At 63.3% G+C, this 22,871-nt stretch carries 21 protein-coding genes and 1 tRNA gene; 8 read left to right on the top strand and 14 right to left on the bottom strand.

Going from position 1 to position 22,871, the window contains the following annotated elements:
- The first annotated feature begins 65 nt into the window (after positions 1 to 65).
- The 4 genes from AB6802_RS26480 (at position 66) to AB6802_RS26465 (ending at position 5,488) form a co-directional block, all read left to right on the top strand.
- Positions 66 to 1,658 carry a peptide ABC transporter substrate-binding protein gene (locus tag AB6802_RS26480; RefSeq protein WP_371013152.1) on the top strand — a complete coding sequence of 531 codons (1,593 nt, stop codon included), beginning with the start codon at positions 66 to 68 and terminating at the stop codon, positions 1,656 to 1,658.
- 171 nt (positions 1,659 to 1,829) lie between these two features.
- Positions 1,830 to 2,753, top strand: coding sequence for an ABC transporter permease subunit (locus AB6802_RS26475; protein WP_371013151.1), 924 nt, complete (start codon positions 1,830 to 1,832; stop codon positions 2,751 to 2,753).
- A complete protein-coding gene (locus AB6802_RS26470; protein WP_371013150.1) occupies positions 2,746 to 3,870 on the top strand; it encodes an ABC transporter permease in 1,125 nt (374 codons plus the stop codon). The genes AB6802_RS26475 and AB6802_RS26470 overlap by 8 nt, the downstream gene beginning before the upstream one ends.
- A 1-nt stretch (position 3,871) precedes the next feature.
- Positions 3,872 to 5,488, top strand: a complete 1,617-nt coding sequence (locus AB6802_RS26465) for an ABC transporter ATP-binding protein (RefSeq protein ID WP_371013149.1) — start codon at positions 3,872 to 3,874, stop codon at positions 5,486 to 5,488.
- Between the two features lie 27 nt (positions 5,489 to 5,515).
- Here the strand turns inward: AB6802_RS26465 and AB6802_RS26460 are convergent, their stop codons facing one another.
- The 4 genes from AB6802_RS26460 to AB6802_RS26445 all read right to left on the bottom strand — a co-directional run bounded on the left by AB6802_RS26460 (position 5,516) and on the right by AB6802_RS26445 (position 7,233).
- Positions 5,516 to 5,812, bottom strand: a complete 297-nt coding sequence (locus AB6802_RS26460; RefSeq protein WP_371013148.1) for a hypothetical protein — start codon at positions 5,810 to 5,812, stop codon at positions 5,516 to 5,518.
- A 170-nt stretch (positions 5,813 to 5,982) separates the two neighbouring features.
- Entirely contained in the window at positions 5,983 to 6,483 is a 501-nt protein-coding gene (locus AB6802_RS26455) for a hypothetical protein (protein ID WP_371013147.1), read from the bottom strand.
- A 119-nt stretch (positions 6,484 to 6,602) separates the two neighbouring features.
- Positions 6,603 to 6,866, bottom strand: a complete 264-nt coding sequence (locus AB6802_RS26450) for a hypothetical protein (RefSeq protein WP_371013146.1) — start codon at positions 6,864 to 6,866, stop codon at positions 6,603 to 6,605.
- A gap of 290 nt (positions 6,867 to 7,156) precedes the next feature.
- Positions 7,157 to 7,233 (bottom strand) — tRNA-Pro (locus AB6802_RS26445).
- Between the two features lie 302 nt (positions 7,234 to 7,535).
- Here AB6802_RS26445 and AB6802_RS26440 point away from each other — a divergent pair.
- Positions 7,536 to 9,773: an AGE family epimerase/isomerase gene (locus tag AB6802_RS26440; RefSeq protein ID WP_371013145.1), complete on the top strand. Its 2,238-nt coding sequence runs from the start codon at positions 7,536 to 7,538 to the stop codon at positions 9,771 to 9,773.
- Between the two features lie 35 nt (positions 9,774 to 9,808).
- On the opposite strand, the gene AB6802_RS26435 is transcribed toward AB6802_RS26440, so the two are convergent.
- The 7 genes from AB6802_RS26435 to betI form a co-directional block, all read right to left on the bottom strand.
- Complete coding sequence (locus AB6802_RS26435; protein ID WP_371013144.1) at positions 9,809 to 9,964, bottom strand: hypothetical protein; 156 nt, start codon at positions 9,962 to 9,964, stop codon at positions 9,809 to 9,811.
- Positions 9,961 to 10,659: a YoaK family protein gene (locus AB6802_RS26430; protein WP_371013143.1), complete on the bottom strand. Its 699-nt coding sequence runs from the start codon at positions 10,657 to 10,659 to the stop codon at positions 9,961 to 9,963. Before AB6802_RS26430 ends, AB6802_RS26435 begins: the two co-directional genes overlap by 4 nt.
- Before the next feature lie 92 nt (positions 10,660 to 10,751).
- Positions 10,752 to 12,215, bottom strand: coding sequence for a betaine-aldehyde dehydrogenase (gene betB / locus AB6802_RS26425; RefSeq protein WP_371013142.1), 1,464 nt, complete (start codon positions 12,213 to 12,215; stop codon positions 10,752 to 10,754).
- Between the two features lie 52 nt (positions 12,216 to 12,267).
- The gene (betA, locus tag AB6802_RS26420; RefSeq protein WP_371013141.1) at positions 12,268 to 13,920 is read right to left on the bottom strand and encodes a choline dehydrogenase; all 1,653 of its coding nucleotides are present in this window, start codon (positions 13,918 to 13,920) and stop codon (positions 12,268 to 12,270) included.
- A complete protein-coding gene (locus AB6802_RS26415; protein ID WP_371013140.1) occupies positions 13,913 to 14,917 on the bottom strand; it encodes a threonine/serine dehydratase in 1,005 nt (334 codons plus the stop codon). The genes betA and AB6802_RS26415 overlap by 8 nt, the downstream gene beginning before the upstream one ends.
- The gene (gene betC / locus AB6802_RS26410; RefSeq protein ID WP_371013139.1) at positions 14,914 to 16,443 is read right to left on the bottom strand and encodes a choline-sulfatase; all 1,530 of its coding nucleotides are present in this window, start codon (positions 16,441 to 16,443) and stop codon (positions 14,914 to 14,916) included. The genes AB6802_RS26415 and betC overlap by 4 nt, the downstream gene beginning before the upstream one ends.
- The gene (betI, locus tag AB6802_RS26405) at positions 16,440 to 17,030 is read right to left on the bottom strand and encodes a transcriptional regulator BetI (protein ID WP_371013186.1); all 591 of its coding nucleotides are present in this window, start codon (positions 17,028 to 17,030) and stop codon (positions 16,440 to 16,442) included. Before betI ends, betC begins: the two co-directional genes overlap by 4 nt.
- A 199-nt stretch (positions 17,031 to 17,229) precedes the next feature.
- Between betI and AB6802_RS26400 the strand changes: the two genes are divergently transcribed.
- On the top strand, positions 17,230 to 18,396 hold the full coding sequence (locus AB6802_RS26400) for an acetyl-CoA acetyltransferase (protein WP_371013138.1): 1,167 nt from the start codon (positions 17,230 to 17,232) through the stop codon (positions 18,394 to 18,396).
- Between the two features lie 26 nt (positions 18,397 to 18,422).
- The gene (locus AB6802_RS26395) at positions 18,423 to 19,427 is read left to right on the top strand and encodes an asparaginase (RefSeq protein ID WP_371013137.1); all 1,005 of its coding nucleotides are present in this window, start codon (positions 18,423 to 18,425) and stop codon (positions 19,425 to 19,427) included.
- A 169-nt stretch (positions 19,428 to 19,596) separates the two neighbouring features.
- On the opposite strand, the gene AB6802_RS26390 is transcribed toward AB6802_RS26395, so the two are convergent.
- Together AB6802_RS26390 and AB6802_RS26385 are read right to left on the bottom strand one after the other, a co-directional pair.
- On the bottom strand, positions 19,597 to 20,082 hold the full coding sequence (locus AB6802_RS26390; protein ID WP_371013136.1) for a GNAT family N-acetyltransferase: 486 nt from the start codon (positions 20,080 to 20,082) through the stop codon (positions 19,597 to 19,599).
- Positions 20,082 to 20,363, bottom strand: coding sequence for a DUF1778 domain-containing protein (locus tag AB6802_RS26385; RefSeq protein WP_371013135.1), 282 nt, complete (start codon positions 20,361 to 20,363; stop codon positions 20,082 to 20,084). The genes AB6802_RS26390 and AB6802_RS26385 overlap by 1 nt, the downstream gene beginning before the upstream one ends.
- Before the next feature lie 178 nt (positions 20,364 to 20,541).
- Between AB6802_RS26385 and AB6802_RS26380 the strand changes: the two genes are divergently transcribed.
- A complete protein-coding gene (locus AB6802_RS26380; RefSeq protein ID WP_371013134.1) occupies positions 20,542 to 21,354 on the top strand; it encodes a class I SAM-dependent methyltransferase in 813 nt (270 codons plus the stop codon).
- A gap of 27 nt (positions 21,355 to 21,381) precedes the next feature.
- Here the strand turns inward: AB6802_RS26380 and AB6802_RS26375 are convergent, their stop codons facing one another.
- Positions 21,382 to 22,758, bottom strand: coding sequence for a TIGR03808 family TAT-translocated repetitive protein (locus AB6802_RS26375; RefSeq protein WP_371013133.1), 1,377 nt, complete (start codon positions 22,756 to 22,758; stop codon positions 21,382 to 21,384).
- Positions 22,759 to 22,871 lie beyond the last annotated feature (113 nt).

Raw genomic sequence — 22,871 nt, 5'->3', positions numbered from 1 at the left:
CGGTTCCAATGCGTCAACACTCAAAAAGGCGTGGCTGAGGGGCCGCGCCGACAGGGAGAAACTTCATGCTGAAAAACATGCTGAAGGCGACGGTGTTCGCCGCCACCATGGCTCTGGCCACGGGTGCCTTCTACACGCACGCTTACGCCGAAACCGTCTACAACCGCGGTAGCGCCGCCGAGGCGGAGACGGTCGATCCGCACAAGACGTCGACGACCTACGAAGCCGATATCATACGCGACCTGTTCCAGGGCCTCGTCATGCATGACCAGAAGACGAACCTCATCCCCGGCGCCGCCGAAAGCTGGACGGTGTCCGACGACGGCACTGTCTACACTTTCAAGCTGCGCAAGGACGGCCTCTGGTCGGATGGCAGCCCGGTGACGGCGGACGACTTCGTCTATTCGTTCCATCGGCTGGAAGATCCGGCCACCGCCGCGGAATACGCTTCGATGCTCTATCCGGTGAAGGGCGCCGAGGACTTCAACACCAAGAAAGGCAAGGCCGAGGATATGGGCGTCAAGGCGGTCGACGCCAACACGCTTGAAGTCACGCTGAAGGCTCCGACGCCCTATTTCCTGGAGATGTTGACCCACCAGGCGACCTATCCGGTCAGCAAGGCTTCCATAGACAAACTCGGCGCCGACTGGATCAAGCCGGGCAAACTGGTCTCCAACGGCGCCTACACGCTGGCGGAGTGGGTTCCCAACGACCATATGAAATTGGCCAAGAATCCGAAATTCTGGGACGCCGCGAGCGTCAAGCTCGACGTGGTCAACTACATCCCGACCGAGGATCGCTCGTCGGCGATGAAGCGCTTCGAGGCTGGCGAACTCGACAGCTACGGTGACCTGCCGACCGAACAGCTTGCCGATCTCAAAACCAAATTCGGCGACCAGGTCCGCGTCGGGCCGTATCTCGGCACCTACTATTTTGCGATCAAGACCGACAAGGCGCCGTGGGACAATGTCGAGCTGCGCAACGCCATCTCGATGGCGATAGATCGCGACTTCCTGGCGGAAAAAGTCTGGCAAAATTCGATGCTGCCCGGCTATTCGATGGTGCCTCCGGGCATTGAGGGCTACACGCCGGCAGTGGCCAAATATGCCGACATGCCGCAAATCGACCGCGAGGACGCGGCCAAGAAGATCCTTGAGAAACTCGGCTACACGCCCGAGCATCCGTTGAAGATGGAGATCCGCTACAACACCTCGGAGAACCACAAGAACACCGCTGTCGCCATCCAGGAACAGCTTAAGCCGCTCGGCGTCGAGGTGACGCTGCTCAACACCGACACCAAGACCCACTACAGCTTCCTCGAGCAGAAGGGCAACTACGACGTTGCCCGCGCCGCCTGGATCGCCGACTACAAGGACCCGGAGACCTTCCTCGGCATCTCGCGCAAGGCGAGCGGCAACAACTACTCGAGCTACGACAGCAAGGCCTTTGAGGCCGCGATGGACAAGGCGGCAGCCGCCGGCGGCAAGCCGGAGGAGCGCATGAAGGACCTCGCCGAGGCCGAGCGCATCCTCGTCGACGATGTCGGCGAGATCCCTCTGCTCTACTACAGCTTCCACGACATCGTTTCCTCGAAGGTGCATGGCTTCGACGACAATGTCATGGACATCCATCCGTCCCGCTTCATCTCCAAGGACTGACAAGAAACCTTGGCCGTGCCGCCGCTCCATTTGGGGGGCGGCGGCGCGGTTTGTCGGCGTACCGGGCCGAAAGTCGGATTTGATTCCGGCGGGCCGGGTGCGAAGATCAGAGATGCCAGCGCCGCGGATCTTCGTCTGGAGAGCCGTCGCCCTGGCTGAAGCGGGGCGCCGATGCTGCGTTATGTCTTCCGGCGGCTGTTGACCGCCATCCCGACGCTGTTCGTCATCGTGACGGTGGCGTTCTTCCTGATCCGCGTCGCGCCAGGCGGCCCGTTCAACCAGGAGCGGGGCTTGAGCCCCGAGATCAAGGCCAATCTCGAAGCCCAGTTCGGCCTCAACGATCCGCTCTGGCTGCAATATGTCCACTATCTCGGCAATCTTTTGCGCGGCAGTTTCGGGCCGAGCTACAACTTGCCGGATTTCACCGTCACCGAGCTGTTCGCCAAGGGCCTGCCGATCTCGATCCAGATCGGTACTTCGGCGCTGATATTGGCGCTGCTGCTTGGCAGCATCCTGGGCACGATCGCCGCGCTCAACCAGAACAAACTGGGCGACTATTCGGTGATTGCGCTCGCCACTGCCGGCAGCACCATCCCCACTTTCGTCATCGCGCCGGTAATCCAGCTCGTCTTCGGTCTCTCCTGGAAGCTGCTGCCGATCGGCGGCTGGGGCGACGGCGCGCTGATCAACAAAGTCGGCCCGGTGCTGACGCTGGCCCTGCCGCAGATCGCCATCGTCGCCCGGCTGATGCGTGGCTCGATGATCGAGAGCCTGCGCTCGCACCACATCCGCACCGCCCGCGCGCTCGGGCTGTCGGACTGGTCGGTTGTGGTCAAGCACGCGCTGCGCGGCGCCATCCTGCCGATCGTCTCCTTCACCGGTCCGGCGGCCGCGGCCCTGCTAACCGGATCGATCATCGTCGAGACGATCTTTTCCATTCCCGGCGTCGGCCGCTACTTCGTCGACGCCGCGCTCAACCGCGACTACACGCTGGTCATGGGCACTGTGGTGGTGATCGCGCTCTTCACCATCGTCTTCAACCTGATCGTCGATGTCCTCTACGCGGTCGTCGATCCGAGGGTGCGTTATGACTGATCTTGCTGTCGTCGTTCCCGAACCGATCGTCGGCCGCTCGGCCTGGGGCAATGCCTGGGCGCGGCTGAAGCGCAACCGCGCCGCCATGTTCAGCCTCTATTACCTGATGCTGATCGCAATCATCAGCATCTTCGGCCCGTGGGTCGTGCCGCATGAATACACGACCATCTATGGCGACTATGTCCGCATGCCGCCGAGCCTGTCGGCCTACCCTAAACCGGAGATGATCCAGGGCGCGTTGACCGACGCCGTCAAGCGCATGCGTGTCGACTTCAAGGAATGGCATCAGGAGGGCAATCGGGTCATCGTCACCGTAAAGTCCACGAAGCCGGTCGACGACCGCAACGTGCGTTATCTCGACCGCTCCGACGCCTTCGACGACACCAGGATCGAGAGCAAGTCGCCGGACGGGCTCGAAGTGACGATGAGCTCGGCCGTCAAGCAGCAATATTTCTACTTCGGCACCGACAACACCGGGCGCGACCTCTTATCGCGCACGCTGATGGCCGGCCGCATCTCGCTGGCCATCGGCCTTCTTGCCGGCGTCGTCGCCGGCGTCATCGGCGTCATCTATGGCGCGACGGCCGGCTTTGCCGGCGGCAGGGTCGACGAGGTGATGATGCGCATCGTCGATGTGCTTTATTCGCTGCCCTTCATCTTCTTCGTCATCATGCTGGTGGTGTTCTTCGGCCGTAATTTCGTGCTGATGTTTCTGGCTGTCGGCGCGGTGCTGTGGCTCGACATGGCGCGCATCGTGCGCGGCCAGGCGCTGTCCATCCGCCGCCAGGAATATGTCCAGGCGGCCGAGGCGATGGGCGTCGGCCAGCGCGGCATTCTGCTGCGCCACGTCATCCCTAACCTGCTCGGGCCGGTCGTCATCTACATGACGCTGCTGGTGCCGCAGGTCATCATCCTGGAGAGCTTCCTCTCCTTCCTCGGTCTCGGCGTGCAGGAGCCGATGACCAGCTGGGGCGTGCTGATCTCGGTCGGCGCCAAGAACATCGGCTATGCCAACTGGCTGCTGCTGTTCCCGGCCTTCTTCCTCGTCTCGACACTGTTCGCGCTGAACTTCGTCGGCGACGGACTGCGCGACGCTTTAGACCCGAAGGATCGCTGAGATGGCCGCCGAAACGATCCTCAGCGTCAAGGACCTGCGCGTCCGCTTCCAGACCCTCGACGGCACCGTCGAGGCGGTCAAAGGCATCAACATCAAGGTCAACGCCGGCGAGACGGTCGCCGTCGTCGGCGAATCCGGCTCCGGCAAGAGCCAGACGATGATGGCGGCGATGAGCCTGCTGTCCTCCAATGGCGAGGCGACCGGCCATGTCGACTATCGCGGCCAGAACCTTTTGACGATGTCGAAGAGCGAGCTCAACAAGGTGCGCGGCCGCAAGATCAGCATGATCTTCCAGGAGCCGATGACCTCGCTCGATCCGCTCTACACCATCGGCAACCAGCTGATCGAGCCGATCCGCCGCCATCGTGGGCTGAACGGGCCGGCGGCCAGGGAAGAGGCGTTGAAGCTTTTGCGACTGGTGCACATTCCCGACCCCGAGCGGCGGATGAAATCCTACCCGCACGAAATGTCGGGCGGCCAGCGCCAGCGCGTCATGATCGCCATGGCCTTGGCCAACGATCCCGACATATTGATCGCCGACGAGCCGACGACGGCGCTCGACGTGACCATCCAGGCGCAGATCCTGGTGCTGCTTGCCGAGCTGCAGCGCAAGCTCGGCATGGCCATCGTCTTCATCACCCACGATCTCGGCATCGTGCGTCGCTTCGCCGACCGCGTCTATGTCATGCGCCAGGGCGAGGTGGTGGAGGAGGGCGACGCCGAGGCGCTCTTTGCCAAGCCGCAGCACCCCTATACCAAGATGCTGCTCGCGGCCGAGCCGACCGGCACCAAAGCGGCGCCGCCGGCCAACGCGCCGGTGCTGCTCGAAGGCAGGAATGTCGAGGTCACCTTCAAGATCGGCGGCGGCTTCCTCGGCGGCGAGCCGCTGATGCTGCATGCCGTGGACAAGATCTCGATCCGGCTGAAGCGCAACCAGACCATCGGCATCGTCGGCGAATCCGGCTCGGGCAAGTCGACGCTTGGCCGCGCGCTGCTCAGGCTGTTGCCCAGCGACGGCGTCATCCGCTTTGGCGACCGCGATATTTCGCAAGCCGACAAGCAGGCGATGCGGCCGCTCCGGCGCGAATTGCAGCTCGTCTTCCAGGATCCGTTCGGCTCGCTGTCGCCGCGCATGACCGTCGGCCAGGTCATCACCGAGGGGCTTTTGGTGCACGAGCCTTCGTTGAGCGGCAAGCAGCGCGACCAGCGCGCCGTCGAGGCGCTGCGCGAGGTCGGGCTCGACCCTAATGCGCGCAACCGCTACGCGCACGAATTCTCCGGCGGCCAGCGCCAGCGCATCGCCATTGCCCGCGCCATGATCCTGAAGCCGAAAGTGGTGGTGCTCGACGAGCCGACCTCGGCGCTCGACCGGTCGGTGCAAAAGCAGATCGTCGAACTGCTGCGCAAGCTGCAGGCCGACCACGAGCTGTCTTATCTGTTCATCAGCCACGACCTCGCCGTGGTGCGTGCGATGGCCGACTACATCATCGTCATGAAGCAGGGCAAGATCGTCGAGGAAGGGCCGACGGAAGAAATCTTCAGCAACCCGCAAGCCGCCTACACGCAGACGCTGATGAACGCCGCGATCGACGTCACCCGATTCAGGATCAGTGCCTGAGGCGAGAGCCGGGCACTCGGCGCGCCATCACTGCGCGGACGGGCACTGACGCTTTCGTGTCGCGATAATCGCCTGCTGCTGTTGCTGCAGCCGCTCGATCCGGGCGGTTTCGCGGTCGGCCACCACCGTCTTGACGCGCTCGCCGCCCAACAGCCAGCTCGGCACGCTGGTCTTGGCGACCTTGCCGCGGCCAATCGCGGTCCGCGATATCTCGGTGGCGGTGTCGCCGAGCGCGACGTTGAGTTCGCTGCAGCTCATCTTGTCGTATTTGGCCTGGTTGGCGCTGCCAGCCGTCGAAGAGCAGCCGGCTGCGACGAGAAGCATGGCGGTCAAACTAAACGGTAAGGCGACAGTCGGCGCGAACTTCATTTTCTACCTGGCCTCGTTCCAATGGTTTCGCATACCCCTTGAATTAGGACGGCTAGCCATTAGGCCGAAGTGAGGGCTCACTGTCGAGCGCATGGATAGCGGAGCCCGGAATAAGGCGAGTGGCCCTAGGCAGCTCGACCATGATCGGCTTGAACCCAAGCTAAGACGAGCCGCTCGTAATCTGCGAACAAAATATTAACCGCATCTATCCCGGCCTGTGCCGCCAGATTGGGTAACGCAGCAATGAATCTATCGAAGCTGTCCAGAACCAAATTTGGCGGGGGAATAGCGGTCCGCCGCGAAACCGTTGCAAGCCAATCCCGCACCCGTGAAACCATCGTTCTTGGCTCTCCCTGATGAGCAGAGATATCCATTCCGGCGAGGTCCGAGATGAATTGTTGATATCGAAAAGGAGCTACGTCCAATATGAGACAACGTTTCTTTTTCTGATTGTCATCGCCATATCGCTTGGCTCCGAGAAACATCCCTAACTCCAGTGGCATATTGAAACGCGGTAAGCCGCTGACCGGGTCACTCTCGGTCCGGGATAGATCATGTATGCCATAGCGGCTTTGTTCGACAATTCTGTATAATTTGTCGATACGAGTTTCCGCACCGTCGTCCATTTCTCGGGCACATCTTGCGCGGAACCCGCAGGCCAATACTGCAAATATCAAGGCGTGAAAGGCTGGTGAAAACGCGGCGTCAAATGGGCAATTTATGAAGACGTCACGCGATGCCATAGTCAGTGAGAGTACTTGCGTACATAGTTACTGACCACATCCAGCGCTTGGCGGTCGGATATCCTGCCAGGTTTTGTAACTGGCTTTTGAGCGAAGCTGTACGAAGCCGATCTGGCAGCAGCCTTCGCGGCCGGTTTGGCGGCAGCCTTCGCCGCTGGTTTAGCGGCAGTTTTCGCCACTGGTTTAGCGGCTGCTTTCGCAGCTGGTTTACCGGCTGCCTTCATCGCTGGTTTCGCAATTGCCTTTGCCGGTGCTTTGGCTGACATGACGCTAGAGACCTTCTTGATGTCGAACTATGCTCATACTCAAACAGATAGCACCTCAACCTCCAATGTTAAATGCCAACTGCCGAGGATCTAGGACATTCCAGCGCCTTAACTCCGTCATTCAAAGGCCGCCTGCAAGGCCGCTTGGACATCACTGAATGGCGAAAGTCTCATTTGAAACGTCAGACGGTCTCACGGCCGTCGCATGTTCCTAAATCGTTCTCTTCGGCAGATGCGGCCAAGCATCTGAACCAACTGCAAAAATCATCGATTGCGGGAAAACTTCGGACTGGTCGGAGTGGCAGGATTTGAACCTGCGACCCCCTCGTCCCGAACGAGGTGCGCTACCAGACTGCGCTACACTCCGTGACCAGACCGCGGGCTTATAGCCGCCGCCTTCCGATCCTGCAAGCGCCAATGGCAGCACTTCTGTCGCATTTCGCCGGCTTTCGTCGCGATGGTCCGGATGGCAGGAAATTCAGGCAGTCCGCGAGCGACCACTTCCAGTCTGTGTAACCAACCTTGAACCCGCTTAGGCGGTTCGCCGTCTCACGGAAACGGCGAACCTTTAGCTCTTTGTTTTCCATGCAACCGCGGATGGAAAACCGTTTCACACTTGTCCTGGAATTTGCTCTAAAACGAGCCCCGGCTGCCTGGAGTTCCTGAGTCTTGCCTCAACGCATTGTCAGTTTTGTCATGAGCGGCGGCGTCGGCTCGCGGCTCTGGCCGCTGTCGCGCGAGGACAATCCCAAGCAGTTCCATGACTTTTCCGGCGACGGCTCGATGCTGGCCAAGACCTTGCGCCGGCTCAAGGCGCGGCCGGATGGCGAAACGCCGATTTTCCTGATCGCCGCCGAGCGTCACGCCGAGCGCGTCCATGCCGACCTCGCCGGCCTCGATCTTTCCGGCGGCGGTCCGCTGTTCGAGCCAACGGGGCGCAACACGGCAGCCGCCGTGGCGCTGGCCAGCCTGCGCACGCTCTCGGAGTTCGGCGACGAACTGGTGCTGGTCGTGCCCTCCGACCATGAGATATCGACGCCGCGCAAGTTCTGGCAGAGCATCGAGGTGGGCGCGGCGGCCGCAAATGCCGGCCGTCTCGTGGTGTTCGGCCTCAAGCCGACCCAGCCCGAGACCGGCTACGGTTATATCGAGGTCGCGGCGGACAGAGACGGCGTGTTCGACGTTTCGCGCTTCGTCGAGAAGCCCGATCTCGCCACGGCGCAAAGCTATCTCGCGGCCGGGACATTTTATTGGAACACTGGCATCTTCCTGTTTCGCGCCGGCGCGATGCGCGATGCTTTCGCGGCTTTTGCGCCCGATATCTGGCAGACGACCGAAGCGGCTTACAAAGCGGCGATCAGCGATCTGTCCGGCCTTTACATGCCGCTGGATCTTTATACGGCGATCCCGTCGACCTCGATCGACTACGCCGTCATGGAGCGGGCGAGCGGCATCGCCATGGTGCCTGCCGGCTTTCGCTGGAACGATCTCGGTTCCTGGCAGTCGCTGCTCGATGTCGGTCCGTCCGACAGCCAAGGCAATGTCATCGTAGGCGATGTCGTCGCCATCGATTGCGAGAACTCCTATATCCGCAGCGAGGGCCGCCTGCTGTCGGCGATCGGCATGAAGGATGTGGCCATCGTGTCGACGGCCGATGCCACGTTTGTCGCCCCGGTCAGCCATAGCCAGCACGTCAAGAAGATCGTCGAGCAGCTGGAGAAATCCGGCCGGCTGGAGACCCGCTTTACGCCGGCGCCGGACCGCGTCATCGAGAGCGGCGCCTGGCAACGGCGTGTGCATCACTGGCTGTTCGACGAGACGCTGCCGCTGTGGTCGACGTCGGGCGTCGACGAGCATTATGGCGGCTTTCACGAGGCTCTCGCTTTCGATGCCTCGCCATTGATGAAGCTCAAGCGCATGCGCACGCAGGCGCGTCAGGTCTATGCCTTCGCGGTCGCCAAGGAGCGTGGCTGGGATGGCCCGGCCGATCGGCTGATCGCTCACGGCATCGACTTCATGGCCGGCAAGGGCCGTACCGAACGTGGCGGCTGGGTGCGTACGCTCAACATCGACGGTTCGGTCGCCGATCCCGTCGAGGACGCCTACGACCATTCCTGTGTGCTTCTGGCCCTGGCGCACGCCCACATTTCGGGCCACCCCGACGCGCTGCGGCTCGGCGAGGAGACGTTCGCCTTCCTCGATGCGCATCTTGAGGACAGCCGCATGACCGGCTTCCTCGAAACCTCGGACGGCGCCGGCGAGCGACGCTCCAACCCGCATATGCATTTCCTGGAGGCTTTTCTCGCCTGGCACCAGGCGACCGGCGATCGCGCTTATCTGCGCCGCGCCGCGCGCATCGTGGATCTTTTCCGCAGCCATTTCTTCGACGCCGAAAGCTGGACGCTGGGCGAATATTTCGATGAAGGCTGGAAGCCAGCCATAGGCGACAAAGGCAACTGGACCGAGCCCGGCCATCATTTCGAATGGGCCTCGCTTGTTGTCGACTTCGCCGGCCGCAGCGGCCAGAGCGAGCTCACCGCTTTTGCCCGCAAGCTTTATGCTTCCGCCATCGCCAACGGCCTCAACCGCGCCACCGGGTTGGCCTATGGCGCCGTCTCGCGTCAGGGCCTGCCGCTCGACACGGTCTCGCGCAGCTGGCCGCAGGCAGAGGCGATCAAGGCCGCGATCGCGCTAGACGGGTCGGGAGGCCCGGATCTCAAGCCGGAGATCGAGGCGCGTGTCGGCCGGCTGTTCCGCTGGCACATCGATCCGGCGCCGCTCGGCCTGTGGATCGACCGCATCGACGAACGCGGCCGCTCGCTGGCGACCGACGTGCCGGCCAGCATCTTCTACCATCTGGTCTATGCGCTGACGCAATATCTGGATGGGACGGCGGGAAAGGGGTGAGGAAGGGACCATACGTCTCGTTCCCTCGCGCCAGCCTACAAGGGCTTGGACTCTTCTTTCGGCTGTGGCTCGCGGTACTTTGCTTCCAGCCGGTCAAGAACCTCCGACACCGGAATGCCAAGTCCGCTTTCCTGTCCTTTGCGGATATCATCACGCAAAACGACTAGCTTCGTTTGCCGCTGTTCAGTCACGGTGTTGCCCCAGATGCGCTCTCTCGCACAGCCAGCGATGCAAGCGCCACGATCGGCGGCAGCGCGAATGACCAGACCCCGATCTGTACGTGGAGCAGCGCGGCGACCCCGCATCCGAGCGCGAAGACGGCCACCATGACCGACATTCGCTTGAGGCGCGCTCGTGATGCGGCCGTATCCTGCGCGGACGACCCGTGGATCAGGTCGGCCAGATCGAGCATGATCTGCGTTGTGGTGCCAGTCATCAGCGTCGATGGCGGCAGGCTGGCGAGATGGACGCGCTGCGCGGCGTTCTGAACGGCCATCGCCGAGACCAATGTCATCCCCGTGACGATGGCCGCCCAATGGTCGCCATCCGGGAAAGGCCCCAGTCGAACCGCCAGGACGGCGGCTGCGACCAGCAAGACGAGCTTGATCGCCAGCAGCGAGCGAAAAACCGGAAGCTCCCTGCTTCTAAGCGCGTGCGACAACAGCCGGCTGAGCACCACCACCACGCAAAACACCGGCAGCGCAAGCAGCTTCGACAGCGCGCCCGATGTGCCGAGCGCCAGAGAGGCGCCAAGCGTTACGAAATTGCCGGTGACATGCGCCGTAAACAGCCCCTGGAGCGCCAGGAAACCCATCGTATCGACATAGCCGCCGTTGAAGCCGAGCAGCAGCGGCAAAACGGTGGTTCGCTTGGCTTCGCCCGTCATGCAGGCCTCCCTAATTCTCGCGCACCGGGAAGCCTACGGCAAATCGCGGCGGGGCGAATAGTGGTATCGGCCTGCCGCGGCGGCTCGTGACCTCAATAGGGGCTCGCCACGTCCCCGGTCTCGACATACACGGCCTTGATCTGCGAATAGTGCGCCAGCGCGGCCAGCGAGTTCTCGCGGCCGATGCCGGATTGCTTGACGCCGCCGAAGGGCATTTCCACCGGCGTCAGATTGTAGGCGTTGATCCAGCAGGTGCCGGCCTGCAGCTCGGCGATCACGCGGTGGGCGCGCGGCAGGTCGCGCGTGAACACGCCGGCGGCAAGGCCGAATTCGGTATCGTTGGCGCGATCGATCACTTCGTCCTCGCTGTCGAACTTCAGCACGCTCATCACCGGCCCGAAGATTTCTTCACGCGCGATGCGCATGGTGTCCGTCACGCCGGTGAACACCGTCGGCTCGATGAAGAAGCCGCCATCAAAGCCCTGCAGCGCCGGCACGTTCCCGCCGCAGGCGAGCGTCGCCCCGCCCTGCTTGCCGGCTTCGATGTAGGAGACGATCTTGTCCTGCTGCGCCTTGTTGACCAGCGGCCCCATCTGCGTTTCGGGGTCGAGCGGATCGCCAATGCGGATCTTTTTCGTCCGCTCGACCAGCCGGTCGACGAAGCGGTCATGCAGGCCCGCCTGCACGAAGACGCGTGTGCCGTTCGAGCAGATCTGGCCAGTCGAATAGAAATTGCCGAGCATGGCGCCGCTGATGGCGTTCTCAAGGTCGGCGTCGTCGAAGACGATCAGCGGCGACTTGCCGCCGAGCTCCATCGTGGCATGCTTCATCTTCGAGCCGGCGAGCGACAGCACCTTGCGGCCCGTCGGCACCGAGCCGGTCACCGAGACCTTCGCCACGACATCATGGCCGACGAGGCCGGCGCCGACATCGCCATAGCCTTGTACGACGTTGAACAGCCCGTCCGGCAGGCCGGCCTCCGAGTAGATCTCGGCCAGCGCCAGCGCCGACAGCGGCGTGTTTTCCGACGGCTTGAACACCATGGCATTGCCCATGGCGAGCGCCGGCGCCGACTTCCAGCCGGCGATCTGGATCGGATAGTTCCAGGCGCCGATGCCGACGCAGACGCCAAGCGCTTCACGGCGCGTATAGGCGAAGGGTCCGCCGAGATCGATCATCTCGCCGTTGAAGGTCGCAACCGCGCCGGCGAAATATTCAAGGCAATCGGCGGCCGAAGGCGCGTCCGCCACCAGTGTCTCCTGGATCGCCTTGCCGGTGTCGAGTGTCTCGATGCGCGCCAAATCGGCATTGCGTGCGCGCAAAATGTCGGCGGCGCGACGCAGGATGCGGCCGCGCTCGACCGGCTTCATCCGCGCCCAGGCCGGCTGCGCGGCACGGGCGGCTTCGATAGCCAACTCCAGCACGTTCGGCGTCGCCGAATGCAGCGTGGCGATGACCTCGCCGGTCGCCGGATAGATCACCGGCAAGGGCGCGCCGCCTTCGTCCTCGATGTAGCGGCCGTTGACATAGTGCGATGCCGTTGGCTGAGCGCGCATGGGCTTCTCCAAAATCTAGTCGCTGTGGCGGAGCGTTTTGTCGGACAATGCCCTATCGGTCCGCCACCTGCCAGCGCGGATTGATCCAGGGTTCCTGGTTGGATGGCGCCAGCGGCGTGCGGCCAAGGATATGGTCCGACGCCTTCTCGCCGGTCATGATCGACGGCGCGTTGAGATTGCCGTTGGTCACGCGCGGGAAGATCGAGGAGTCCGCCACCCGCAGGCCTTCGACGCCGATGACCCGGCATTCCGGATCGACGACGCTGGTCAGATCGTCGGCGCGGCCCATCCTGCAGGTGCCGCAGGGGTGGTAGGCGCTCTCGGCGTGCTCGCGGATGAAGGCGTCGAGCTGATCGTCGCTCTGCACGTGGCTGCCCGGCGAAATCTCCTTGCCGCGGAAGGCATCGAAGGCTTTCTGACCGAAGATCTCGCGCGTCAGCCGGATGCAGTGGCGGAACTCGCTCCAGTCGTCGGGATGCGACATGTAGTTGAAGCGGATCACCGGCTTCGCCTTCGGGTCGGGCGAGCGCAATGTTACCGAACCGCGCGACTTCGAACGCATCGGTCCGACATGCGCCTGGAAGCCATGCGACTTCGCCGCCGCCTTGCCGTCATAGCGCACCGCCGCCGGAATGAAGTGATATTGGATATCGGGATAGTCGACCCCGGCTTGCGAGCGCACGAAGGCGGCGGCTTCGAAATGGTTGGTGGCGCCAAGTCCGGTCTTGAAGAACAGCCACTGGGCGCCGATCAGCGCCTTGGAGAACGGGTTGAGCACCGAGTTCAGCGTAATCGGCTTGGTCGCTTCCTGCTGGATATAGAGCTCCAGATGGTCCTGCAGATTGGCTCCGACGCCTGGACGATCGGCGACCACCGCGATGCCGTTTTCCTGCAGATGCGCGCCCGGGCCGATGCCGGACAGCATCAGGATCTTCGGCGAGTTGATCGATGAGGCGGCGACGATCACCTCACGCCGCGCCTTAACGACCTGAATCTGTTTGTGAGCTTCGATCTCGACGCCGACGGCGCGTTGATTCTCGATCACCACGCGCCGGGCGAAACCCTTGACCACGCGGACATTTCCACGCTTGAGAGCCGGCTTGAGATAAGCGTTCGCCGCCGACCAGCGACGACCGCCCAGGATGGTCTGTTCCATGGCTCCGAATCCTTCCTGCTTGGAGCCGTTGTAGTCGTCGGTCAGCTCGAACCCGGCCTGGCGGCCGGCCTCGACGAAAGCGCCGTAGAGCGGATTGTTGCGCGTGCCGCGTTGCACATGCAGCGGCCCACCGTGACCGCGCCAGCCGTCCTCGCCGCCGTCGGAATCTTCCATGCGCTTGAAATAGGGAAGCACGTCGGCGAAGCCCCAACCGGCAGCCCCCTGGTCGGCCCAATGGTCGAAGTCATGCGCATGTCCGCGCACATAGACCATGCCGTTGATCGAGGACGAACCACCGATCACCTTGCCGCGCGGTGTGGCGAGCACGCGGCCGCCCAGATGCGGTTCCGGCTCGCTGGCGAAACCCCAGTCGTAAAGGCTCATGTTGAGCGGAATAGACAGCGCCGACGGCATCTGGATCAGCGGCCCAATATCGGTGCCGCCGAACTCGATGACGATTACCGAGTTCTTGCCGTCCTCCGACAGCCTGTAGGCCATGGCCGAGCCTGCCGAGCCGGAGCCGATGATGACGAAATCCGCTTCAAGCATTGTTCATATGCGCCATAAAATCGGCGAGCGAGACATTGCCGCCGGTAGCCACAACGAGGACGGTCTTGCCCGCCACATCCACCTTGCCGCCGAGAAGGGCGGCGAGCGATGCCGCGCCCGACGGCTCCAACACCAGCTTCATCCGCTCGAAGGCAATCTTCATGGCCCGCCGCACCGAGGCGTCGTCTACGGTAATGCCGCGCACGCCGGCAGCCTTGACCGCCGCGAACGGCGCGTCGCCTGGACGTCGCGACATCAGCCCGTCGCAGATCGATTTCGGTCCGATCGGCATGGTCTCGATCGCGCCATGCGCCAGCGAGGAGCCCATGCCGTTGAAGCCTTCCGGCTCGACCGCGATGATCTCGGTCTTGGGCGACAGATAATGGAAGGCAAGCGAGACGCCGCCGATCAGCCCGCCGCCGCCGACCGAGCAGAACACAAGGTCGGCATGCGCGCTCTTCGCCGCCAACTGGTCGAGCGCCTCCAGCCCGGCGCCTGCCTGGCCGGCGACGATCTCGGGATCATCGAAAGGGTGGAGCAAGGTGATGTGCTCGGTCTCGGCGATCTCGCGCGCCTTGGCAGCCGCGACCTCTTCGCGGGCGCGCTCGCCATGGTCGGTCAGCACCACGCGCGCGCCATAGCCGGCGGTGGCATCGCGCTTGGCGGCCGGCGCATCGATCGGCATGACGATGGTGACGGGAATGCCGAGCGCCTGGCCGGCGGCAGCCAGCCCCTGCGCGAAATTGCCGGAGGAGTAGGCGACGACGCCTTGGCTCGCCTCGTCGGGCGACAGCCGCTTCAGCCGCCAATAGGCGCCGCGCACCTTGAAGGAGCCGGCCCATTGCAGCGATTCCGGCTTGACGAAGACACGCGCAGCGCCGGTTTCTTTGGCCAGCGCGGCCGACTCCAGCAGCGGCGTCACCTGCGTCGCCATCGAGGTGACGGCATAGGCCTGTTTCAGATGGTCGATGGTGGGAACGAGAATATCAGCCATCATTCGCCTCGCGGATACCGTTTGCTGTCTTCGAGGTTGTCGAGGTTCATATGATTGCGCATGTAGCGTTCCGACGCCTTTTGCAGCGGCTGGAACTCCCATGGGTAGTAGGCGCCGTTGCGCAGCGCCGGATAGATCACCCAGCGGCGCGCCTGGCTTTCGCGCACGGCGGCGTCGAAGCTCGCCATGTCCCAGCGCGCCCGGACCTTTTCCATGAAGCCCGCCACCACCTCCGCATGCGCCGGGTCGTTGGCGAGGTTGTTCAATTCCCGTGGGTCGGATTCGATATCAAACAGTTGTGACGGATCGATCTCGCAATGGACGAATTTGTATTTGCCCTCGCGGATCGCCACCATCGGCGCGTAGGAGCCCTCGGCGGCATATTCCATCAGCACCGGCTCGGAACGTTCCTTGCCGTCGAGGAGCGGCAACAACGACTGGCCATCGGTCCACGGCGCGATCGCGCTCATATCGATACCGGCGAGGTCGCACAGCGTCGGCGCGACATCGAGGTTGGAGACGGGCGCGCCGATCAGCCCGGCCTCGATGCCCTTGCCGGCCATCATCAGCGGCACTCGCGCCGAGCCTTCATAGAAGTTCATCTTGAACCACAGGCCGCGCTCGCCAAGCATGTCACCGTGGTCGGAGCAGAACAGCACGATCGTGTCATCGAGCATGCGGGTGCGTTCAAGCACCGACAGCAACTCGCCGACCTTATCGTCGAGATAGGAGATGTTGGCGAAATAGCCGCGCCGCGAACGGCGGACCTGCTCCGGCGTGATGTCGAAACTGTCGTAGTCCGAAGCCTTATAGAGCCGCTTCGAATGCGGATCCTGTCTGTCGTAGGGAATGAAGCCGACTTCCGGCTCCAGTGCCGGGCAATCCTCATAAAGGTCCCAGTATTTGCGCCGCGCGACATAGGGGTCGTGCGGGTGGGTGAAGGAGACCGTCAGGCACCAGGGCCGGCGCGTCGCGTCATCCGACGTGCGGGAGAAATCGTAGAGCCTCTGCACGGCATGGAAGGCGACCTCGTCGTCATACTCCATCTGGTTGGTGATCTCGGCGATGCCGGCGCCGGTGACCGAACCCAGATTGTGGTACCACCAGTCGATGCGTTCACCGGGCTTGCGGTAATCCGGCGTCCAGCCGAAATCGGCGGGATAGATGTCGGTGGTGAGGCGCTCCTCGAAACCGTGCAACTGGTCAGGCCCGACGAAATGCATCTTGCCCGACAGCACCGTGTGGTAGCCGGCGCCGCGCAGATGATGCGCATAGGTCGGGATCGAAGACGCGAACTCGGCCGCGTTGTCGTAGACTTGCGTGCGCGACGGCAATTGTCCGCTCATGAACGAGGCGCGGCCCGGCGCGCAGAGCGGCGATGCGGTGTAGTTGTTGGCAAATCGCGCCGAGTGGGCCGCCAGTGCCTTCAGATGCGGCGCATGCAGGAAATCGGCCGGCCCGTTCGGAAAGAACGTGCCGTTGAGCTGATCGACCATGACGATCAGGAAATTCGGTCGTCTGGTCGTCAAGGCAGGCTCCGTCCGCTGAGCTTGGTTTCGAGATAGTCTTCGATGAGCGCGATCGCGGTCGCAGCATCAGGCACGCCAGCTTTCAGCGCCCGCCGGATGTAAAGGCCGTCTATCAACGCCGCGGTCGCCTCCGCGACGCGATCGGCCTCGGCCCGCGGCAGGATGCCGGTCAGCCCGCTCATCAGGTTGGAATGCAGCCGCCGGGCATAGATGCGCAGCAGGCGGCGCAGCTCGGTTGATTTTTGCGCCTCGACATAGAAGGCGAGCCAAGCGGCTATGATCTCGGACTGGAACTGCTCGTCGGAGAAGCTGACCGCGACCACTGCCGAGACGCGCCGGCGCGGCAAGACGGCAGAACGAAACGCACGCCGCGTATCGGCGTTGAGCTCGGCCAGGATGTGACGCATCGTTGCAAACAGCAATTCGTCCTTGGCGCCGAAATAGTGATGCGCCAGCGCCGACGATACGCCGGCGCGGCCAGCGATCTCCGACATGGTGACATCCAGCGAACCGCGCTCGCCGATCGCGGAGATCGTCGCGTCGATCAGCGCCTTGCGACGCAATGGCTCCATTCCGATTTTCGGCATGCTGTTTCCGGCTTTTGCGGAGAGATTATTTTTTATTGACGCGTCAATCAACAAAAAATCGCGCCAATGGTACCTGCACCAAGCGATTGTCTGCTTCCGGCTCTTTTCGAGATGGGGACGATTGTTTATATTTGAACAATAAAGGCGAATTGCGCCACGGGCCCATATGCTAGGCTGGCGCCCAAGGATGGAGACCGCCATGACCGCATGCATCGTCGGCTGGGCGCATTCGCGCTTCGGCAAGCTTGAAGGCGAGACGCTGGAGAGCCTGATCACCAAGGTCGCCGTCGAGGCGCTCGACCATGCCGGCATCGGCCCGGACGATGTCGACGAGATCGTGCTTGGCCATTTCAACGCCGGTTTCTCGCCGCAGGATTTCACCGCCAGCCTCGTGCTGCAGGCCGACGACCGGCTGCGCTTCAAGCCGGCGACGCGGGTCGAGAACGCCTGCGCCACCGGATCGGCCGCCGTCCGGCAGGGCATCCGCGCCATCGACGCCAACGCCGCCCGCATCGTGCTGGTCGTTGGCGCCGAGCAGATGACGACGACGCCAGGACCTGAGATCGGCAAGAACCTGCTCAAGGCTTCCTACCTGCCCGAGGATGGCGAGACGCCGGCGGGTTTTGCCGGCGTCTTCGGCAAGATCGCTCAGGCCTATTTCCAGCGCTACGGCGACCAGTCCGATGCGCTGGCAATGATTGCCGCCAAGAACCACAAAAACGGCGTCGACAATCCTTATGCCCAGATGCGCAAGGATTTCGGCTACGAATTTTGCCGTCAGGAAAGCGAGAAGAATCCCTTTGTCGCCGGTCCGTTGAAGCGCACCGACTGCTCGCTGGTGTCTGACGGTGCCGCGGCACTCGTGCTCACCGACACCGCAACGGCGCTGAGGATGCGTCGCGCCGTCACCTTCCGCGCCAATGAGCATGTCCAGGATTTCCTGCCTATGTCGAAGCGCGACATCCTTTCCTTCGAGGGATGCGAGCAGGCCTGGAACCAGGCGCTGAAGAAGGCGGGCGTCACGCTCGACGATCTTTCCTTTGTCGAGACGCATGACTGCTTCACCATCGCCGAGCTGATCGAATACGAGGCGATGGGCCTGGCCAAGCCGGGTGAGGGCGCCAAGCTGGCGCTGGACGGGACGACGGCCAGGGATGGACGCCTGCCGGTCAACCCATCCGGCGGGTTGAAGGCCAAGGGCCACCCGATCGGCGCCACCGGCGTGTCGATGCATGTGCTCACCGCCATGCAGTTGACTGGCGAGGCCGGCGGCATCCAGGTGCCGGGCGCCAAGCTCGGCGGTATCTTCAACATGGGCGGCGCGGCGGTCGCCAACTACGTTTCCATTCTCGACCGGATCAGGTAGAACCTGCCCGATTTTTCGGGGGATCCATGACAAATCCGGTTCTGGTCGAAGTTCTGCGCGGGGCAATTGTCGAGAGCGCCCATCGCGGCGCCGTTGCGGTCTTCGATGCCGACGGCAAGCCCTTCCTGGAAATCGGCGACGCAACGCGCCCGGTGTTCCCGCGCTCGGCGGTGAAGGCGATCCAGGCGCTGCCGTTGGTCGAATCGGGTACTGCCGACGCCTATGGCTTCGGCGACCGCGAACTGGCGCTGGCCTGCGCCTCGCATTCCGGCGAACCCGTGCACGTCGAACTGGCTACGGCCATGCTCGCCAAGGCTGGTCTCGACCGGACTGCGCTCGAATGCGGTGCGCATTGGCCGTCGAGCCATGACGCCACGATCGCGTTGGCGCGTGCCGGCGGCTCGCCGAACGCCTTGCACAACAACTGCTCCGGCAAGCATTCCGGTTTTCTCTGCACCTGCGTCCACTCCGGCATCGCCCATCAGGGCTACGTCAAGGCCGGCCACGCCTTTCAGGAGATGGTGCGCGACGCTATGCAGTCGGTGACCGGCGTTGCCCACGACGCCGACAACAGCGCGACCGACGGCTGCTCAATCCCGACCTATGCCGTGCCGCTGAAAAACCTTGCGCTGGGTTTTGCCCGCATGGCGACGGGCAGGGGCTTTGCGCCTGAGCGCGCCAAGGCGGCGAACCGGCTTTTGTCGGCCTGCATGGCCGAGCCCTTCCTGGTCGCCGGCACGGGCAAGGCCGATGTCGCGCTGATGCAGGCGGCACCGGGCCGCATCTTCGTCAAGACCGGCGCCGAGGGGGTCTATTGCGCGGCGGTACCGGAGCTTGGCCTCGGCATCGCGCTGAAATGCGATGACGGCGCCGCCCGCGCCGCCGAGGTCATGGTCGCTTCCGTGCTGGCAAAGCTGCTGCGGGCGGACGAGGCCCTGGCCGCAAAGCTCAGCGAATTTGCCCGCCCGCCGATAGAAAGCCGCATCGGCGCCAAGGTCGGGTTGTTGCGGCCGACAGCGGCGCGGAACTGATGCATGTCGCCCAGAAGTGTGCAGCGGTTCTGGGACAACGACATGCATCAAGCAAAGGCTTAAAGCGCGTCGCCTGAATCCGTTTCAGCGCGACGCGTTTTGGCGCGTGGATCTCCGCACACGAACAGTCGCTGGCCGTATCTCGGGTGAGCCGCAACAGACGATGATATTACTCCTTGGGAGCCACCTTAAGCGATAGCACCAAAGTCATCGGATTTTTTGGCGAATCCTGGAAGCTATAATGTTCATAAAACGCTTTGGCCTCTTCCGATATGGCATGAACCAACAGACCGCGAATGCCAAGAATGGCCGCCGCTTGACTTGTCCGCAGCACCGCGTCCTGTAGCAGAGCGACGCCCAAGCCCTTGCCTTGCCAGCTTGCATCGACAGCCAGGCGGCCAAGTACGGCTATGGGCACGGGATCGGGCATATTGCGGCGGATCGAACCGGGCGCGTCCGCCAGGTCGAGCGCGCCTGACGAAAGGCAATAATAACCGACGACGCGCGTGCTTTCCGCAATCACATAGGTTCTGGACGCGCCGCTCACTTGATTGGCGCGCGCCCGCCTTCGAAGCCATTGATCTAGGCTGTCGGCTCCGCTTTGAAAAAGATCGAGTTCGTGGCTGTCGGCAAGAAGGATTGGCGCCGAAAGCATTAGTCCAGCCAGGGTTTGGGCGCGTTCATCAGGCGGGCAAATCCCTCGCCGCTCGGTGGCCGATCGAGGATATCGAGGTAGTGCTGATAGCTCTCGGCATCGACCTTGACGAGCGTCTGGTCGAGCAACGTGTCTTCGGCTGCGCGGTAAGCGGCGTCGATCATGAAGTCGGAGCGGGTCTTCCCACGTATCTTTGCGGCGCGGTCGATCAGCGTGCGAACATCCTCGCGGATGCGCAGATTGACGGGCTTGGCGTGGGTGTCCTGGTTCTTGGCGGCCATGGCAAAATCCTTCCGTTACCAAGATAGCATCTTTGCATACACAACGTGTATCTAATTCTGGAATCCCCTATTTTGGCCGCCGACGACTCGGAAAACGCCGGTTCTGCGACGAAACCGTACAGCAACGTGTCCATATTTTTGCTAGCGTCTTTCACCAATCAAACGGCGGGTGCTGACCATGCTGGAAGCGGACAAGGTGTTTGCCGGGTCGATCCCGGAAAACTACGATCGCCATATGGTGCCGCTGATTTTCGAACCGTATGCCACGGATATTGCGCGACGGGCGGCGGCCTTCTCACCCTTGGCCGTTCTGGAAATAGCCGCGGGCACCGGGGTCGTCACCCGCGCCCTGGCAACGAAGCTCTCGCCCGAAGCACGCTATGTCGTGACCGACCTCAATCAGCCGATGCTCGACTACGCTGCCTCGCGCCAGGGCGCCGACAGCCGCCTCACATGGCGCCAGGCGGACGCCATGAAGCTGCCGTTCGAAGACGCTGCATTCGACCTCGTCTGTTGCCAGTTCGGCGCGATGTTCTTTCCCGACCGGCCGGCAGCCTATCGCGAGGCAAAGCGGGTCCTGAAACCGGGCGGACGCTTCTTGTTCAATGTATGGGACCGCATCGAGGAGAACATATTCGCCAACGATGTCACGAACGCTCTCGCCAGGATTTTCCCGGACGATCCGCCGCGCTTCCTGGCGCGCACGCCGCATGGCTACCACGACAAGGACCTGATCCGCGGCGATCTGCGGGCCGCGGGTTTCGCCGATGTGGCGATCGAGACGAGGGCCGAGCAGAGCCGCGCCTCGTCGCCGCGCGTTCCGGCCGTTGCTTATTGTCGGGGCACGGTTCTGCGTACCGAAATCGAAGCCAGGGATCCGGAAAAACTTGAAGCCGCGACCGACTATGCCGCCGCCGCGCTTGCCGAAAGGCATGGCCATGGCGAGGTGGCCGCCAAGATCCAGGCGCATATTATCGTGGCTTCGAATTAGGACATACGCGTCGTGCAAGCGCGCTTGCTAGCTGACCTTGTTGCGCTCGACGGTCAGATGCGCGTAGCCGCTGTCGCTTGATTTGGCGAGGTCGCCGGTCACCGGCTCGGCCCAGCGCTGGCCGATGATGGCGCCATTCTTCACGCCGTCGATCACATTGTCCGAGATGACGGCGCTGCCGGAGCCCTCGACGACGCTGACGACGATGCCGGTTCCCGCTTTGCGGATGATGTTGCCGGTGGCCACGACATTGCGCAGATAGGGACCCCAGCCGAGTTGCATGCCGTAGAGCGGCGCGCCCTCAACGACATTGCCCGACACCGTGGTGTCGGCCTCGGCGCTGATGCCGACGCCGAAACCGGGCGGGTCGGCGGCGTAGGGGCCGACGGTCGTCAGGTTGCGCACGATGTTGTTGGCGCACACCGCCATGCGGCCGCCTTCGTTGAAGTTGACGATCGAGATGCCATTGGCGGCGCCGTCGACCAGATTGTTGCTGAGGATCGCGCCTTCGAAGGAAAACTCCGAATAGATGCCGGTCTCGCCCGAGCGCGAGCAGGTGTTGCCGGTGATCTGCAGGTTGCTGGCGCTGTTCGCGCGGATCGCTGTAAACGCGCAATCGGAGACGACATTGCCCGAAATGATGACATTGCCGGCGCGGAAAGCATTGATGCCGTTGCCGTTCTGGCCGGTGCCGCCGCTCTTGGCGCCGATCCGCTGCACGCGGTTGCCGCTGACGATGGTGCCGTCTTCCGCCGCTTGCCAGCGATGCACCAGGATGCCGCCATTTGCGCAGTCCGAAACCGTATTGCCGGAGACCTCCAGCCCGCCGGCCTCGACCGAATAGATGCCGGCATCCGCCGCGCCCGAGATATCGGAGCGGCCGACACGGCCGGCGACGTGCTCCAAGGCAAGGCCGCTCTTGCCGCTGCCGGTGACCTGGCAATTGTCGATGACCAGATGAGCGACGCGGCGCAGGTCCAGCAGGCCTTGCGTATAGTCGCCCAGCCACCGATTGCTGCCGTCGAAGACCAGGCCGGTGAGTTCGATATGCTCGGCCTGCTCGGCCATCATCAGATGGCCGTTGCCGCCATAGACGATGCGCGTCGCGCCGGGCACACCCGACAGCCGCACGCGGGCCGGCAGCTTCAGGTTGGAGACGAGATAGGTGCCGGGTGGCAGCGCGATCGGCGCGTCGCGCGCGCTGGCCTCGGCCAGCATCTTGGTGAAAGCCTTGCTCTGGTCGTCCAAGGCGCCCGGCTGCACGCCAAGCTCGGTTGCATTGATCGAGCCGCGCATGGCGGCCATCTCGATGCCGGGCAGCGTCTTGGCCGATGCCTTGCCGAGGCAAAGCCCGGCGACGGCGAAGCCGGCGGTCTGGGTGAGCAGGGCGCGTCTGTTCAACATCGGCACAGGTCCAGGCGTTTCGCCCGGCATCGGCCCAGGCTTTGCCTGTCGGTCGCAGGAATCGTGCCAAGGCCGGACTCGCCGCCAAATCGCTTGTACAGCGCCCGCGCCCG

Source organism: Mesorhizobium sp. RCC_202 (genome assembly GCF_041355295.1).
Taxonomy (GTDB): Bacteria; Pseudomonadota; Alphaproteobacteria; order Rhizobiales; family Rhizobiaceae; genus Mesorhizobium.
The sequence above is the reverse complement of the archived record's forward strand: the minus strand, read 5'-3'. Positions and strand labels throughout refer to the sequence as shown.